Source organism: Bradyrhizobium sp. CCGUVB14 (assembly GCF_024199935.1).
Classification (GTDB): domain Bacteria; phylum Pseudomonadota; class Alphaproteobacteria; order Rhizobiales; family Xanthobacteraceae; genus Bradyrhizobium.
Map to the genome: position 1 here is coordinate 7,442,322 of NZ_JANADS010000001.1, position 16,326 is coordinate 7,458,647.

Consider the following 16,326-nt stretch of genomic DNA (forward strand, 5'->3'; position numbering starts at 1 on the left):
GCCAAAATGCGAAAAGCCGCTGGATTCCAGCGGCTTCTCAGCGGTTAATATCCGGGAAACCCCGGAGCGCTCAAAGACGCCCTTCCCGATCCGGGCCATCGTCGCGGTCGCGGCCGCGGAAGTGGTCCATGCCACGCTCCATCATGCGGTCCATGCCGCGCTCCATGAAGTGGCGGGGCGGGCCGTCCTCGCCGCCGCCGAACGGGCCGCGGTGGTGGGTCAGCATGGCAAGACGGCGCTTCTGGCCGTCGTCGAGGCTCTTGTAGAGCGGATCGGCGGCATCGGCGATCTTCTTCAGCGCCGCCGAGGTCGCGCCCATGTCATCGGCGCGCTGGCGCAGGCGGGCGACCGGATCGTCCGGCTTGTTGCCGTCCTTGGCAGCGTCTCCGGAACCGGCGTTCATCCGCGCATTGGCGCGGTCGATCCGCAGCTTGGCGAAGTCGCGCACGGCGGCCTCGACCGGCGGCCACAGCTTCTCCTGGTCGGCGTTGAGCTTGAGCCCGGCATGGACCGCTGCGATCCGCGCGTCGACGAAGGCGGCGCGGTCTTCGGGGTTCATGCGGATGTGGCGGAAGTGCTCCATCCACGGGCGATGATATTGGGCATAGACCGCGCCCGAGCCGGCGATGCTGAGCACGGCGATGGCGGCGATGGTGAACTTCCTCATACGAACCTCCTCTGGAAGGATGTCCTGAAGATGAGCGTCGGAAGGCCGAGGCGCAACTTACAACTTGGACAGAGAGGGCGTTCTGACGGAGATGTAATTCACTTGAACGTCCGTTCAGGCACCGCTGGACATCATCCGTAACAAAAAGGGCTTCCGTGCAGCCCACACGGAAGCCCTCCTTCATATTTCGTTTAGATTCGTTCGACGTGCGCTCGGTTCGTTGCGCCAATTCCTTGTGCTAGTTCGTCGTGCTAGTTCGTCGTGCTCTTGGCTTCCTTCAGGAACTCGTCGATCAGCGGCTGGCCGACGCGGCTTGCCGCATCCTTGTAGACCGGCTCCATCGCCTTGCGCATCGCCTCGTCCTGCTCCGGCGTGAGCTTGATGATCTCGCTCTTGCCGCTCTTCTTGATCTCGGCGAGCGCGTCGTCGTTTTCCTTCTGCGACTGCGCATTGTTGAAGTCGGTCGCTTCCTTCATCGCCTTCGAGAGCTGGTCGCGGATATCGGCCGGCAGGTCGTCCCAGAACTTCTTGTTCACGATCACGACGTAGCCGATGTAACCGTGATTGGTTTCGGTGATGTACTTCTGCACCTCGTGCATCTTCTGGGTATAGATGTTGGACCAGGTATTCTCCTGGCCGTCGACCACTCCGGTCTGCAGCGCCTGGTAGACTTCCGAGAACGCCATCACCTGCGGCAGCGAGCCGAGCGCCTTGAACTGCGCCTGCAGCACGCGCGAGGACTGGATGCGGAACTTGACGCCCTGATAGTCGCTCGGTGCCACCAGCTTCTTGTTGGCGCTCATCTGCTTGAAGCCGTTGTCCCAATAGGCAAGGCCGGTGATGCCCTTCGGCTCCAGCAGCTTGAGCAGCCGCGCGCCGAGTGGGCCTTCCGTCACCTTCCGCAGCGTCTTCAGATCGGGAAGGATGTAGGGCAGATCGAACACCTCGAACTCGCGGATGCCGAGCGGGCCGAATTTCGAGTTGGACGGCGCCAGCATCTGCACGCTGCCGAGCTGCAGCGCCTCGAGCTCTTCCTTGTCCTTGTACAGCGCCGAGTTCGGGTAGACCTCGACCTTGACCTTGCCGCCGGTGTACTTCTCGGCGAGTTCCTTGAATTTTTCCGACGCCTTGCCCTTCGGGGTGTCGGTCGCGACGACATGGCTGAACTTGATGATGATGGGCGATTGAGCCGATGCCGGCCCGGTCAATGCCAAAGCCACTGCCGCGACGGATGCCGCGATCGCGAAGGTGCGCATATTCTCTCCCTGTCGTGTTTTTGGGCCATCCGGCGCGCGGGCGGCCTGTCCTCATGCCAGGCACTTCAATACAGGCCGGCGCCGCTGCGTGCTATTGGCCGTTAGCAGGGCTGCTATTCATGATGAATGGCGCAGCCGCCTCTCCCGCAAGCGGGAGAGGCGAAGTCAGCAATGTCAGCTCGCCGCAGCCGTCGTCACATTGTCGCGCTGGCGCTTCATGACGATCTTGTTGAGCGCGCCGAGATAGGCCTTGGCGGACGCCACCAGCGTATCCGGATCCGCCGCACGCGCCGTCATCGCACGTCCCTCCTGCGACAGTCGCACCGAGACTTCCGCCTGCGCGTCGGTGCCTTCGGTGACCGCGTGGACCTGATACAGCTCGAGCTTGGCCTCGTGCGGCACCAGGCGCTTGATGCAGTTGAACACCGCATCGACGGGACCGTTGCCTTCGGCCTCCTCGATCTTGATCTGGCCGTCGACGTCGAGCTTCATGGTCGCGCGCTGCGGGCCATGGGTGCCGGCGATCACGGTCAGCGAGGTCAGCTTGATGCGGTCGTGCGAAGCCGCCATCTCCTCGTCGACCAGCGCCTCGATGTCCTCGTCGTAGATGTCCTTCTTGCGGTCGGCGAGCGCCTTCATCCGCGTGAACGCATCTTCCAGCTGGTTCGGGCCGAGCTTGTAGCCCATCTCCTCCAGCTTGTGCACGAAGGCGTGGCGGCCGGAATGCTTGCCGAGCACCAGCGAGGACTGCTTCAGACCGACCATCTCGGGCCGCATGATCTCGTAGGTCGAGGCATCCTTCAGCACGCCGTCCTGGTGAATGCCGCTCTCATGCGCAAAGGCGTTCCGGCCGACGATGGCCTTGTTGTACTGCACCGGGAACGAGGTTGCCGCCGACACCACTTTCGAGGCGCGGGTCAGCTGCGTGGTGTCGATCTTGTTCCAGTAGGGGAATTTGTCGTTGCGCACGTTGATCGCCATCACGATCTCTTCGAGCGCGGCGTTGCCGGCGCGTTCGCCGATACCGTTAATGGTGCACTCGACCTGACGCGCACCGCCGACCACGCCGGCCAGCGAGTTCGCCACCGCCATGCCAAGGTCGTTATGGCAGTGCACGGAGAACACGGCCTTGTCGGAGTTCGGCACGCGTTCGATCAGCGTCTTCATGAAGTGGGTGTATTCCTCCGGCACCGTGTAGCCGACGGTGTCGGGGATGTTCACCGTGGTCGCACCGGCCTTGATGACGGCCTCCACGATGCGGCACAGATAATCCATCTCGCTGCGGGTGCCGTCCTCGGCCGACCATTCGACGTCGTCGATCTGGTTGCGGGCGCGCGCAACCATCGCGACCGAGGTCTCCAACACCTCCTCCGGCGTCTTGTTCAGCTTCACCCGCATGTGCAGCGGCGAGGTCGCGATCACGGTGTGGACGCGGCCGCGTTTTGCAAACTTCACGGCTTCGGCGCAGCGGTCGATGTCGGCCGGATGCGCGCGAGACAAGCCGGCGATGACGGCATTCTTGGAGCGGCGCGCGATCTCGCTCACCGCCTCGAAGTCACCCTGCGAGGTAATGGGGAAGCCGGCTTCGATGACGTCGACGCCCATATCGTCCAGGAGCTCCGCGACCTCGAGCTTCTCCTCGAAGGTCATGGTGGCGCCGGGGCACTGCTCGCCGTCGCGCAGCGTGGTGTCGAAAATGATGACGCGGTCCTTGTCGGACTTGTTCGCGGGGGCCATTGCAAATTTCCTTTTGAGCTTTTGCGCCGTCAGTCTGCTGGGCGCTTGAGGTGTCCGGTGATCTCGACCAACCCCTGAGCGCCCAGGCGCGTGGCGCCCAGCCGGCCCTCAGGGGCAAGTAAGAAGAAGGCCGCCAATAAGGAGGGTGGGCAGCAGCGCGGCCGGGATCGTGGCGGCGGCCAGAGCCACCTCCCCCGAAATCCCATCGATTTGGCCGCGAATCAGCATTGCCAGACCCTTTTGAGCCCCAAATCCTCGGTCAAAACCGTTGACGGTTGGTTGCCGGGAGGCTCAATGCGCCGTTTCTAGACGAGAAATGGCCGCAACTGCAACGCCAAAAGATGGTCAGGGGGGCTGACCTGGTTACGGGCCCTCGCCATTCGTGCTGTCATGCCAGACGACCGCCCCTTTTTGCCGGATCAGGGGCGGCAACACATACGAAAATCCGAATTTCGGTAAAGCGGAGTATTTTTGAGCGCGCGTTACAAGGATGACGGCCGCGCTTGTCGTCTCTAGAAAGCTACCCCGTGCGACGCGAGCGGGCCCTGCTTTCCCAACGATCCAGCATCTGGCCGAGTTCGCCGACGGCGGGGGACGGAGTTTCGTTGGTGTTGGCGGCAACGGTGGGGTTCAGCCAGTCCGGCTGCGTGTAGCCGCCGGTGCGGCGAGCCGCGGCCCGCCGTTTGCGGGACTGGAAATCGCGCGTGAAATAGCCGGCCGCATACGCGATCCCGAGCAACACGATCAATGTGATGACACCCTGCACCATTGGCTGCGGCCTTTCTTTCAAGATTTCTGCGCAGCAATAGAGGCGACGTCAAGGCTTGACAGGGCCCAAACTGGGGCTCGGTTAATTCCCCACAGGCGCGCGAATTGTCGCGTCACACTGTGCAGAACAGCCGTTCACATTTATTCCCGCATGAATCGGCAAATTGACGAATTCAACGATCTCTAAATCGCACGGAGGATGCGACGTCGGCCCTCGCAACTCATCGCGGACGGGACTAACCTTGCCCTTGCTCGGCCGGATCAACCGGCCAGCTGAACAGAACCTGGGAGGACGCGAATGACACGCCAACAGCAGCGTGAGCAGGATGCCGCGCTTTCACGACGGACGCTGGTCCAGGGACTTGCACTCGGTGCCGCGGCCACGATGGCCGGAGCGGGCACCGCACTGGCCCAGACCGGACCTGCCGCCCCGCCGACGACGATCACCACACCGCCGCGCGACTTCGGCCCACACGGCGCACCGACCACCTATTTCTGGGACCCCGATATCATCGCGGTCGATCCCTCCTTCAACGATCTGGCGCAGCCCAACACAGCGATCAAGCGACTCCATACCGGTCTGCTGTGGGCGGAAGGTCCGGCCTGGAGCGCGCAAGGACGGTATCTGCTCTGGAGCGACATTCCCAACAACAGGCAGATTCGCTGGAGCGAGGATGACGGCCGCGTCAGCGTTTTCCGCACGCCTTCCAACAATTCCAACGGCAACTCGTTCGACTTCCTGGGCCGCCAGCTCTCCTGCGAGCATCTGACCCGGCGGGTGACGCGCTACGAGCATGACGGCACCGCCACCGTGCTGTGCGACAATTATAACGGCAAGAAGCTGAACTCGCCGAACGACGTCGTCGCGCATCCTGACGGCAGCTACTGGTTCACCGACCCGCCCTATGGCGGCCAGCTGTATGAAGGTGAGCCCGATGCGGCGGGCGGACCGAGCAACGCGGGCGGCAAGCTCAATCCGCGGATCGGACAGCCGGCCGGCTTCACACCTGGCAAGCGCGAGCTGCCGACCAATTGCTATCGCATCGACCCAAGCGGCCGCGTCGATCTCGTCGTCACCGAGGAGCAGGTGCCCGATCCCAACGGCTTGTGCTTCTCGCCCGACTTCAAGAAGCTCTATGTCGTCTCGACCGGCAAGGGACCGGGCGACACCGGCCCCGGCGGCAAGGGCGAGATTTTCGTGTTCGATGTCGGCGCGGACAACAAGCTGTCCAACGGAAAGCGCTTCTCCGATTGCGTGATCGACGGCGTGAAGTGCGGGCCGGACGGCGTGCGCTGCGACGTCAACGGCAATGTTTGGGCTTCCAGCAATGCCGGTCGCGCGGTCGGCTATAACGGCGTGACGGTGTGGTCGCCGGACGGCAAGCTGCTCGGCCGCATTCGCCTGCCGGAAGTCTGCGGCAACGTCTGCTTCGGCGGTCCGAAGCGCAACCGCCTGTTCATGGCCGCGAGCCAGTCGCTGTATGCGGTGTTCACCGCGACGCAAGGTGCAGGGCCGGGCTGAGCAGGCGTGAGCTGAATTGCGACGAGGCGCCAGCGTTCCCCGCTGGCGCCTCAAACTTGCGTGCGATGTTGCCCGTTCAGGAAATGAAAGGTTTCAATGCGTCCGATCGTGATCATACCCACTCGGCTCGGTTCAACCCGGCTCCCCGGCAAGGCACTGACCGATATCAATGGTCAACCAATGATCTCTCACGTCTGGCGAAGAGGCCTCGAGGCCGATATCGGCCCCGTCGTCGTCGCCTGTGGCGATCAAGCCATCGTGGACGTCATCGAGGATCTGGGCGGCCGGGCGGTCTTGACTGACCCGGCCCTCCCGACGGGATCTGACCGTGCGCACGCAGCGTTGCAGTTGATCGACGCGGAAGCGGCCTACGATGTCGTCGTCGTGCTTCAGGGCGATCTGCCGACCATCGATCCATCGACGATACGGGCGACAATGGAGCCATTGTCGCGGCATGCCGATTGTTCGATCGCCACGCTTGCCACCGAGATCGAGGATCCCATCGAGCTCCAGGCGCCGAGCGTCGTCAAGATCGCCCTTGCGATCCACCCCGGAGAGACCATCGGTCGCGCGGTCTATTTCAGCCGAGCCGTGATCCCCTCAGGGGCCGGGATGCACTATCATCACGTCGGCATGTACACCTACCGCCGCGAGGCGCTGGCGAAATATGTCGGCCTGCCGCGCGGCGTTCTCGAGCAGCGAGAAAGCCTTGAACAGCTCAGAGCGATCGAGAATGGCATGCGGATGGACGCGAAGGTGATCCAGACGGAGCCGCTCGGCGTGGACACGCTGGCCGATCTGGAGCGCGCCCGAGAGCTTTTGGCATCCAGGGCGATCTAGCCGCCCGAGGCAACACGTGACTTCCCGACGGCGCGCATGATAATTGAGCCATGGCAGATAAAATTCGCGTCGTGGTTCTCTATGGCGGCAGGTCCGGCGAGCACGAGGTCTCGCTGAAATCGGCGGCCTCCGTGCTCAGGCATCTCGACCGTGCGCTTTTCGAGGTGATCCCGGTCTCCATCGACAAGACGGGTCGCTGGCAATGGAACGATCTTGCCAGGATCGACACGCCGCAGGCGGCCTTGCCGATCCTGCCCGATGCGCCCGAGATGCGGCTTGCCAGAGGCGCCGATGGACGCGGCATTCTCGTGCCGATCTCAGAAGGCGCCACAGGCCCGATCGAGATCGACGTCGTCTTTCCGGTCATGCACGGCCCCCTTTGCGAAGACGGCACCGTGCAGGGCCTTCTGGAGCTGGCCGAGGTCGCCTATGTCGGCTCCGGCGTTCTGGCCTCCGCCGTCAGCATGGACAAGGATGTCGCCAAGCGGCTCGCGGGCTTCTCCGGCGTTCCGGTCGCGCCCTATCGCGTGCTCACCCGCAAGACCTTCGCTGCGGATCGTGCCGCGTCTCTCGTCAAGGCGGTCGAGGGCCTGAGCCTTCCGGTGTTCGTTAAGCCGTGCAACATGGGCTCCAGTGTCGGCATTCACAAGGTCAAGGCGTGGGATGCGCTCGGGCCTGCACTCGACGATGCGTTTCGCTATGACCTCAAGGTGCTGGTCGAACAGGGCATCGACGCCCGCGAGATCGAGGTCGCCGTGCTCGATGGCGAGACGCTGTTCGCGAGCGTCGCGAGCGAACTCAATCCGAACGCCCATCACGAATTCTATTCGTACGAGGCCAAATATCTCGATCCCGACGGCGCCCGCGTCGATCTTCCGGCAAGGCTCGACCCGGCACAGATGGAGCGCGTGCGCGCGCTCGCGGTGCAAGTGTTCGCGGCGCTCGAATGCAGTGACCTCGCGCGGGTCGATTTCTTCCTCGATCGGCAGACCGGCGAATTCTGCTTCAACGAGATCAACACCCTGCCCGGCTTCACCTCGATCAGCATGTATCCGAAGATGATGGAAGCCTCTGGCGTGCCGTATGGAGAGTTGCTGACGCGCCTCGTCCATCTGGCGCTGGGTCGCCATCAGCAGCGTCACGCCCTGGAACGTGGCTATTCGAGCTAGGTTGTCTCCTCCGGATTAGCCGGATCAGGAAACAAGCCATGTCGGGAAACAAGCCATGCGCGTTGTGATCTGCGGCGGCGGCGTGATCGGGGCCTGCACCGCATACTTCCTCCGCCGCCTCGGCGTCGATGTCATCGTCGTGGAGCGGACCGAGGTCGCGGCCGCGGCCTCCGGCAAGGCCGGCGGCTTTCTGGCGCGCGACTGGTGTGCGGGCACGCCGCTCGATGCGCTGGCGCGACGCAGTTTTGCGCTCCACGCACAACTGCCCGGCGAGATCGCGGGCGATTGGGGCTACCGCCCGATGAGCGCGTATGGCGGCTATGTGGCTCCCGACGGCGATCCGCGACGGATGACGCCATCAGCGCTCGGCTGGCTCGGCGACGGCGTCGTCATCACGCAGCGCATCGGCACGGCCGAGACGACCGCGATCGTTCATCCGCAGAAGTTCACCTCGGCCGTGATGAACGCGGCGCTGGCGCAAGGCGCCGAGCTTCGCCGCGGCCGCGTCACCGGTATCGTCCGCGACGCGACGCGTGCGAAGGGCATCGCGGTCGAAGGCAGCGTCATCGAAGCGGACGCCGTCGTGATCGCGATGGGACCATGGTCGCTGCTCGCGGCGCAATGGATGAGCCTGCCCGCTGTCTATGGCCAGCGCAGCCCGAGCATCGTCTACGACATCGGCCCCAACGTGCCGGCCGATGCATTGTTCCTGGAATGCGAGACGGATGGCAGCGCCGTGTCGATCGAGGTGTTTCCGCGCGCCGACGGCAGCACGCATGTCACCGCGCTGTCCGACATTGCGCCACTGCCGCTCGATCCGGCTGCGGTGACGCCGGACCGCGATGCGATCGCGCGCCTGCAAGCCATGTCGGAGCGGCTGTCGCCGCTGTTTCGTCCTGAAAAAATCATCGCGCAGCAGGCCTGCTTTCGCCCCGTCACGGAGGACGGCCTGCCGCTGATCGGCCGGGTGCCGCAGAGCGAGGGCCTCTATGTCGCGACCGGACATAATGTGTGGGGCATCCTGAATGCGCCCGCGACCGGCGAAGCGATGGCTCAGCTGATCGCGGATGGTACGACGCGCGAGGTGAACCTCGCGCCATTCAATCCGGCCCGGCTCGCGCCGCTCGATCCGTCGACGCTGCGAGCGCGCTGAGCCCGCTCAACAGCGGAGTTGTGAACCTGCGATGCGCTCGCATGCCCATCGCCGAAATCTGCATGCCTGCACGCGGAATGTCAGTCCGCTCTGCCCGATATTTACGCAGACGCTAGACTTTAGTCCCCATCGTACAATCCTGAATACAGTTTTACTTGCCGAGGATTCTCTCGCCGTTATAGTCGCGCCAATAGCTCAAAGAAGCTTGGTTCAAGGGAGAGAACAACATGAATAAAGCACTCTCTGGTGCATTGCGAAGTGCGCTTGGCGCAGTCGCGACCGGTGCATTGTTGGCAGCGTCAGGCCCGGCCTTTGCGGCCGACCCGATCAAGATCGGCGTCATCGCGGAAGCGCAGGCGATTGCCGGTGCATCGATCCCGCAAGCGGCGCAGCTCGCCGCCGACGAGATCAACGCGGCCGGCGGCGTCGACGGCCGCAAGATCGAGATCATCGGTTACGACAATCACTCCTCCTCCGCCGACTCGGTGCGCGCCTTCCAGCGCGCGGTGAACGAGGACAAGGTCAACGCGGTCATCGCCAGCTATATCAGCGAAGTGGTGCTGGCGCTGGAGCCCTGGGCTTCGCGGCTGAAGACGCCGTTCGTCACGCCGGGTGCGGCCTCCAACGAGATCAGCAAGAGCGTTCACGCCGATTACGAGAAGAACAAGTACACCTTCCACGGCTATCTGACCTCGGCCGCCCTCGCGCTCTCGGTCTGCGACGGCGCCAAGGACCTGCTCGTCGACAGGCTGCACATGAAGACGGCGGTCATCATGAGCGAGGACGCCGCCTGGACCAAGCCGCTCGATATCGGCTACGAGGAATGCCTGCCCAAGATCGGGCTGAAAGTGCTCGATCACATTCGCTTCTCGCCCGACACCACCGACTTCACCCCGATCTTCAACAAGATCGAGGGCTCGAAGCCCGACGTGATCATCACCGGCATCTCCCATGTCGGCGTGCAGCCGACGGTGCAGTGGAAGAACCAGCAGGTGCCGATCCCGATGTTCGGCATCTCCTCGCAAGCCACCAACGAAACCTTCGGCAAGGACACCAACCAGGCCGCCGAAGGCGTGCTGTATCAGGGCGTCTCCGGGCCAGGCGTCGCGGTGACGCCGAAGTCGGTGCCGTTCGCCGAAAACTTCAAGAAGAAGTTCGGCAACTACCCGTCCTATGCCGGCTACACCGCCTATGACGAGGTCTATTACATCGCCGACGCCGTGAAGCGCGCCGGCTCGACCGATGCCGACAAGCTGGTCGATGCGCTGGAGAAGACCGACTGGGAAGGCACGATCGGCCGCGTCCAGTTCTACGGCAAGGACGATCCGTTCACGCACTCGATCAAATACGGCAAGGGCCTGATCACCGGGCTGATGCTGCAATGGCAGGACGGCAAGCAGAGCGCGGTCTGGCCGAAGGACGTCGCCAAGGTCGACATCAAGTTCCCGAGCTTCATCAAGCTCTCGAACTAGCAGGAGTAGCTCCCGGGACCACCTCCCGGGAGCTTCCATTTGCGGCGTCCCGCAGCACCTTCCCTCAAGTGAGACTCTCGGCCAATCATCAATGCGAGCTTTCCAGATCCTGATCGATGGCTTTGCCATCAGTGCTCTCTACGCCCTCGGCGCCACCGGCTTCACACTGATCTTCGGCGTCTCCGGCGTGCTCAACCTCTCCCACGGTGCCATCATGGTGGCGGCAGCGGTGGCGGCCTGGGCCGCCGCCAGCGTGCTCAATGTCGGCACGTATGCCGGCGCGCTGATCGGGGTGGGCGTCGCCCTGCTTGCGGCGTTCGCCACCTACTTTGCGGTGGTGAAGCCGATCCAGGACTCCCGGCGCATCCCGAATGAGGAGAAGGAGATCTTCGTCCTCACGGGAACGCTGCTCTGGGGCATCATGATCCAGGAGCTGATCGCCTATTTCTTCACCAACAATGCCAAGACCGTGCTGCCGATCGTCGAGGGTGTCGTCGAGATCCTCGGCGTCCGCACGCCGAAGAACGAGATTTTCACGGCGATCGTGTGCTGCCTCGTCATCGCGCTGCTGTGGCTCCTGGTGAACCGCACCCGCACCGGCAAGGCGGTGCTGGCGGCCTCCATGAATCCGCGCGGCGTCACGCTGCTCGGGCTCGAGCTCACCAACATCTACATCGTGGTGTGGGGCATCTACGGCATCCTCGCCGGCATCGCCGGCGTGCTGCTCGGCATGTTCCTGGGCGTCTCCTCCTACAGCGTGGGTCCGCTGACCGCGAGCGCGTTCTCGATCGTGGTGCTCGGCGGCCTCGGCAGCGTCTCCGGCTCGCTGATCGCCGCCTTCGTGGTCGGCTATCTGGAAACGCTGACGGCCTACCTGGTCTCGCCCGCTTACCGCACCATTCCGGCGCTGCTGCTGCTCGTGTTCGTCATGTACATCCGGCCCCAGGGCCTTCTGGGGAGGCGCTGAGATGGCGAGCTTCTTTACCTCGCGCCTGTTCTTCGTCTCGCTGGCGCTCGTCATCGTTGCGGCAACCCTGCCGCTTTATGTCTCCGGCTATGTGCTCGGGCTCCTCACCGTCGCGTTCTATTTCGGCGTGTTCGCGATGGCCTGGGACCTGCTGTTCGGCTTTGCGGGCGAAGTGAATTTCGGCCCGACCTTCCTGATCGGCGTCGGCGCCTACACCGCCGGCATTCTCAACGCCCAATTCGGCTGGTCGGTCTATCTCTGCATCGTGCTGGGTGCGAGCGCCTCCGTCGTCGCCGGCCTCGTGCTGGCGTTGCCGGCGTTGCGCGTCCGCGGGCCTTATTTCGGCCTGACCACGCTGGTCGCGGTCTTGATGTTGCAGAACTTCATCGTCGTGTTCGCCGACCTCACCGGCGGCGAGATCGGCCTCACCATCCCCGACGTCATCAGCATCAATGCCGGCACGAACTACTGGATCGCGCTCGGCTTCATGACGATCTCGGCCGCGATCCTCTATGGCCTGTCGCAATCACCGATTGGCCTGGTGCTGCAAGCCAGCGGCCAGGATCCGGTGCAGGCCGGAGCGCTCGGCTTCAACATCGTCAAGCACAAGCTCGCCGCCTTCATCGTCAGCGCGTTCTTCTCAGGCCTGTCGGGTGCGCTGCTGGTGTTCTATTTCGGCACCGCCTCGGTCGGCACCGTCGTCGACGTCGCGGTCGGCGTGAATGTCATCGTGTCGGCCGTGCTCGGCGGCCGGCGCACCGTGCTGGGCGCAGCGTTGGGGGCGATCTTCCTGATCGTCGCCGGCGAATTCCTGCGCCCGACCGGTGAGCTCGCGACCTTCATCGTCTCGGCGGTCGCACTGCTCGTCGTCCTGTTCTTCCCCGGCGGCTTCCTCGGAGCGGCCCTCTCGCGCGAGGCTCGCTCGTAATGGATCAGAGGCTTTCAAACCGGCCCGTGCTCGAAGTCCGCGGCCTGACCAAACGCTTCGGCGGCTTGACCGCGGTGAAGAACCTCGGCTTCGAGGTCAACAGCGGCGAGATCTTCGGCCTGATCGGGCCGAACGGCTCGGGCAAATCCACCGCGATGAAGAGCGTGATGGGCATCGAGCGCCCGACTGCCGGCGACGTGATCTTCGAGGGCGAGAATGTCGCCGGCCTGCCCGCGCACAAGATCGCGCGCAAAGGCTTCGGCATGGTGTTCCAGCACTCGCGGCCGCTGAACCGGCAGACCGTGCTGGAGAACATCATGGTGGCGCTGCTGCCGGACAGCCTGTTCATGCTGTTTCCGGACAAGGCGCTGGTCGAACGCGCCAAATGGATCGCCGATCGCGTCGGCCTCGGCAGCGTGATGAACCGCCGCCCGCCGACGCTGCCCTTCGCCGATTTGCGCCGGCTCGAGCTCGCCAAGGCGATCGCGCGCGACCCCAAAGTCGTGCTGGTCGACGAGCCCTTCGCCGGCCTGACGCGCGCCGAGGTCGACGTCTTCTCCGACCTGATCCGCAGCTTCCGCGATGACGGCCGTGCCGTGATGCTGGTCGACCACAACGTCAAGAGCGTCGCGGCACTGGTCGACCGCGTGCTCGCGATGTATCTCGGCGAAGAGATCGTCACCGGCAAGGCTGACGACGTCATGAAGAACGAGACGGTGCGCCGGGTCTATCTCGGCGGCGCCATCGAAACCCATGCGCGGCCCGAGACCAGCTTCAAGGACAAGGTGCCACTGCTCCAGGTCGAGAATGTCAGCGTCCATTGCGGCAAGGCGCAGGCGCTGGAGAACGTCTCGATCCACATCCACGAGGGCGAGTTCGTCTCGATCGTGGGCCTCAACGGCGCCGGCAAGACCACGCTGTTCAACACCATCTCCGGCTTCCTGCCCTACACCGGCGAGATCATCCGCGGTGGCGAAAAGCTGCGCGGCACCAGTCCGGCCAAGATCGCCCGCAGCGGCCTCGTGCAGTGCCCGGAATCGCGCGAGCTGTTCGGCGAGATGAGCGTGCGCGAGAATCTCGATCTCGGCGGGCAGCATCTCACCGACGACAAGCGCGCGGCGCAGCTCGACTGGCTGTTCGAGCTGTTCCCGATCCTGAAGGAGCGCCAGGGCCAATTGGCGCAGACGCTCTCCGGCGGCGAGCAGCAGATGCTGGCAATCGGCCGTGCGCTGATGATGCAGCCGCAGATCCTGATCCTGGACGAGCCGACGCTGGGCCTCGCGCCCGTCATCCTCGAGCTTTTGTCCAAGGCGCTGGAGAAGCTGCGGCAGACCACCTCGATCACGGTGCTGCTCGGCGAGCAGAACGTGACATTCGCACTTCCGCACGCCGACCGCGTCTATGTGCTGGAGCACGCAAGGATCGTCTGGGAAGGCGACCCCGGCCGCTTCGCCAGCGAAGCCGGCGCCGATTTTCTCTAGTTCGCACGTATCAACAACAAAACAACGCAAGAAGACAAAGAAAGGGAAACGACCATGCGATCATCGAGCATTTTGAGCTCCGCCCTCCTCACCTCGGCGCTGGCGCTGTGCCTCGCCGCCCCCGCCTACGCGCAGTCGAACGATCCGATCAAGATCGGCGTCATCGCCGAGGTACAATCGATCGCGGGTGCCGCGACGCCCGGCGGCGCGCAGATTGCCGCCGACGAGATCAACGCCAAGGGCGGCATTCTCGGCCGCAAGGTCGAGATCGTCACCTATGACAACAAGAGCTCCTCGGCCGACTCGGTGCGCGCGTTCCAGCGCGCGGTGAGCGAGGACAAGGTGTCCGCGGTGATCGCGAGCTATATCAGCGAGGTCGTGCTGGCGCTCGAGCCCTGGGCGGCGCGCCTGAAGATGCCGCTGATCACCCCCGGCGCCGCCTCGAACGAGATCACCAAGGCGATCCACAACGACTACGAGAAGAACAAGTACACCTTCCACGGCTATCTGACCTCGGCCGCGCAGGCCCAACTCGTCTGCGACGCGGCGAAGGATCTCCTCGTCGACAAGCTCAAGTTCAAGACCGTCGCGATCATGAGCGAGGACGCCGCCTGGACCAAGCCGCTCGATGTCGGCTACGAGGCCTGCCTGCCCAAGGCCGGGCTGACGGTCGTCGAGCATGTCCGCTTCTCGCCCGATACCACCGACTTCACGCCGATCTTCAACAATATCGAAGGCAAGAAGCCGGATGTAATCGTTACCGGCATCTCGCATGTCGGCGTGCAGCCGACGGTACAGTGGAAGAACCAGCAGGTGCCGATCCCGATGTTCGGCATCAGCGCGCAGGCGCTGAGCCCGACCTTCTGGAAGGACACCAATGGTGCCGCCGACGGCGTGCCGTCGCTGGCCGTCGCGACGCCCGATGTCGCCGTGACCTCGAAGACGAAGCCGTTCGCCGCGGCCTTCAAGGCCAAGTTCGGCACGCCGCCGGCCTATACCGGCTACACTGCCTATGACGAGGTCTACATCATCACCGACGCCATCAAGCGCGCCGGCTCGACCGATCCGGACAAGATGGTCGCCGAGATGGAGAAGACCGACTTCGAGGGCACGATCGGCCAGATCAAGTTCTACGGCAAGGACGACGAGTTCACCCACGGCATCAAGTCCGGCGCGGGCGCGGTGACCGGCCTCGTCTTCCAGTGGCAGGACCAGAAGCAGGTCGTGGTCTGGCCGGAGAAGATCGCCGAAGGCAAGCTGAAGTTTCCGAACTTCGTGAAGCTGTCGCAGTAAGAAGCCAAAGAACGCTTTCACAACGACGATTGCCCGGGGCCTGTCCCCGGGCATTTCGTTTCTGCCTCGATGCACTCTCGAAGTGAAGCACGCTTGCAAATTCGGCAGGGTCGATCACAGTAAGGACCGCACGCAGGCAATCCCAAGAATCTGCGGCTCATCAAGGAGGACACATGCTCCCCTATGTCGCCCACGACCCTCGTTTCGACCAGCTGGTCTTCGGCCACGTCAATCTTGAGAAACTCACCAGCGGTTGCCGCTGGGCCGAAGGCCCCGCCTACTTCCCGGGCGGGCGCTACCTGATCTGGTCCGACATTCCGAACAACCGGATGATGCGGTTCGACGAGACCGACGGATCGGTGTCGGTGTTCCGTTCGCCGAGCTTCAATTCCAACGGCAACACGACCGATCGCCAGGGGCGGCTCGTGACCTGCGAGCATTTCATGCGGCGCGTCACCCGGACCGAGCACGACGGCTCGATCACCGTGCTGGCCGACGCGTTCGAGGGCCGCCGGCTGAATTCGCCCAACGACGTCGTGATCAAGTCAGACAACTCGATCTGGTTCTCCGATCCGACCTACGGCATCGACAGCGATTATGAAGGGCAGCAGAGTCCGTCCGAGATCGGCGCCTCCAACGTCTACCGGATCGACGGCAGCTCCGGTGCCATCACGCGCGTCGTGTCCGACCGGGTGAAGCCCAACGGGCTGGCGTTCTCGCCGGACGAGACCCGGCTCTACGTCGCCGACACCGGCGCGACCCATGTCCGCGGGCTTCCGCCGACGATCTGGTCCTACGAGGTGAAGGGGCAAACGGTCGGGGAAGCCTCGCTGTTTGCCACCTGCCCGGACGGGCTCTATGACGGCTTCCGCTGCGACATCCATGGCAACGTCTGGACCTCGGCGGGTCGCAGCGTGTTCTGCTATGCGCCTGACGGCACCCATCTCGGTACGGTCCCGATCGGCGAGATCGTCGCCAATGTCTGCTTCGGCGGCCCGCGCCGCAACCGCCTCTACATCTGCGGGCAGACCTCGCTGTATTCGATCTATCTCAACACGCGGGCGGCCGTGTAA

The 16,326-nt window shown here is 64.0% G+C and carries 14 protein-coding genes; 10 read left to right on the forward strand and 4 right to left on the reverse strand.

The window, feature by feature from the left end; all coding sequences use genetic code 11:
• Nucleotides 1-70: 70 nt before the first annotated feature.
• The 4 genes from NLM32_RS34740 to NLM32_RS34755 all read right to left on the reverse strand — a co-directional run bounded on the left by NLM32_RS34740 (nucleotide 71) and on the right by NLM32_RS34755 (nucleotide 4,426).
• The gene (locus NLM32_RS34740; RefSeq protein WP_254133212.1) at nucleotides 71-667 is read right to left on the reverse strand and encodes a Spy/CpxP family protein refolding chaperone; all 597 of its coding nucleotides are present in this window, start codon (nucleotides 665-667) and stop codon (nucleotides 71-73) included.
• A 251-nt stretch (nucleotides 668-918) separates the two neighbouring features.
• Nucleotides 919-1,923 carry a TRAP transporter substrate-binding protein gene (locus tag NLM32_RS34745; RefSeq protein ID WP_254133213.1) on the reverse strand — a complete coding sequence of 335 codons (1,005 nt, stop codon included), beginning with the start codon at nucleotides 1,921-1,923 and terminating at the stop codon, nucleotides 919-921.
• A gap of 174 nt (nucleotides 1,924-2,097) precedes the next feature.
• On the reverse strand, nucleotides 2,098-3,660 hold the full coding sequence (locus tag NLM32_RS34750; RefSeq protein ID WP_254133214.1) for a 2-isopropylmalate synthase: 1,563 nt from the start codon (nucleotides 3,658-3,660) through the stop codon (nucleotides 2,098-2,100).
• A gap of 520 nt (nucleotides 3,661-4,180) precedes the next feature.
• The gene (locus NLM32_RS34755) at nucleotides 4,181-4,426 is read right to left on the reverse strand and encodes a hypothetical protein (protein WP_254135493.1); all 246 of its coding nucleotides are present in this window, start codon (nucleotides 4,424-4,426) and stop codon (nucleotides 4,181-4,183) included.
• 300 nt (nucleotides 4,427-4,726) lie between these two features.
• On the opposite strand from NLM32_RS34755, the gene NLM32_RS34760 reads away from it, so the two are divergent.
• From NLM32_RS34760 to NLM32_RS34805, 10 genes are all read left to right on the forward strand, one after another.
• A complete protein-coding gene (locus NLM32_RS34760; RefSeq protein ID WP_254133215.1) occupies nucleotides 4,727-5,950 on the forward strand; it encodes an SMP-30/gluconolactonase/LRE family protein in 1,224 nt (407 codons plus the stop codon).
• Between the two features lie 96 nt (nucleotides 5,951-6,046).
• Nucleotides 6,047-6,790: a 3-deoxy-manno-octulosonate cytidylyltransferase gene (locus tag NLM32_RS34765; protein ID WP_254133216.1), complete on the forward strand. Its 744-nt coding sequence runs from the start codon at nucleotides 6,047-6,049 to the stop codon at nucleotides 6,788-6,790.
• A gap of 50 nt (nucleotides 6,791-6,840) precedes the next feature.
• A complete protein-coding gene (locus tag NLM32_RS34770; protein WP_254133217.1) occupies nucleotides 6,841-7,959 on the forward strand; it encodes a D-alanine--D-alanine ligase family protein in 1,119 nt (372 codons plus the stop codon).
• A gap of 55 nt (nucleotides 7,960-8,014) precedes the next feature.
• Nucleotides 8,015-9,112 carry an FAD-binding oxidoreductase gene (locus NLM32_RS34775; RefSeq protein ID WP_254133218.1) on the forward strand — a complete coding sequence of 366 codons (1,098 nt, stop codon included), beginning with the start codon at nucleotides 8,015-8,017 and terminating at the stop codon, nucleotides 9,110-9,112.
• A gap of 227 nt (nucleotides 9,113-9,339) precedes the next feature.
• Nucleotides 9,340-10,584: an ABC transporter substrate-binding protein gene (locus NLM32_RS34780; protein ID WP_254133219.1), complete on the forward strand. Its 1,245-nt coding sequence runs from the start codon at nucleotides 9,340-9,342 to the stop codon at nucleotides 10,582-10,584.
• Nucleotides 10,585-10,675: 91 nt separating this feature from the next.
• A complete protein-coding gene (locus NLM32_RS34785; RefSeq protein ID WP_254133220.1) occupies nucleotides 10,676-11,551 on the forward strand; it encodes a branched-chain amino acid ABC transporter permease in 876 nt (291 codons plus the stop codon).
• Between the two features lies 1 nt (nucleotide 11,552).
• A complete protein-coding gene (locus NLM32_RS34790; protein ID WP_254133221.1) occupies nucleotides 11,553-12,479 on the forward strand; it encodes a branched-chain amino acid ABC transporter permease in 927 nt (308 codons plus the stop codon).
• Nucleotides 12,479-13,960, forward strand: a complete 1,482-nt coding sequence (locus NLM32_RS34795; RefSeq protein ID WP_254133222.1) for an ATP-binding cassette domain-containing protein — start codon at nucleotides 12,479-12,481, stop codon at nucleotides 13,958-13,960. Before NLM32_RS34790 ends, NLM32_RS34795 begins: the two co-directional genes overlap by 1 nt.
• Nucleotides 13,961-14,014: 54 nt before the next feature.
• On the forward strand, nucleotides 14,015-15,253 hold the full coding sequence (locus NLM32_RS34800; protein ID WP_254133223.1) for an ABC transporter substrate-binding protein: 1,239 nt from the start codon (nucleotides 14,015-14,017) through the stop codon (nucleotides 15,251-15,253).
• 173 nt (nucleotides 15,254-15,426) lie between these two features.
• Nucleotides 15,427-16,326: an SMP-30/gluconolactonase/LRE family protein gene (locus NLM32_RS34805; RefSeq protein WP_254133224.1), complete on the forward strand. Its 900-nt coding sequence runs from the start codon at nucleotides 15,427-15,429 to the stop codon at nucleotides 16,324-16,326.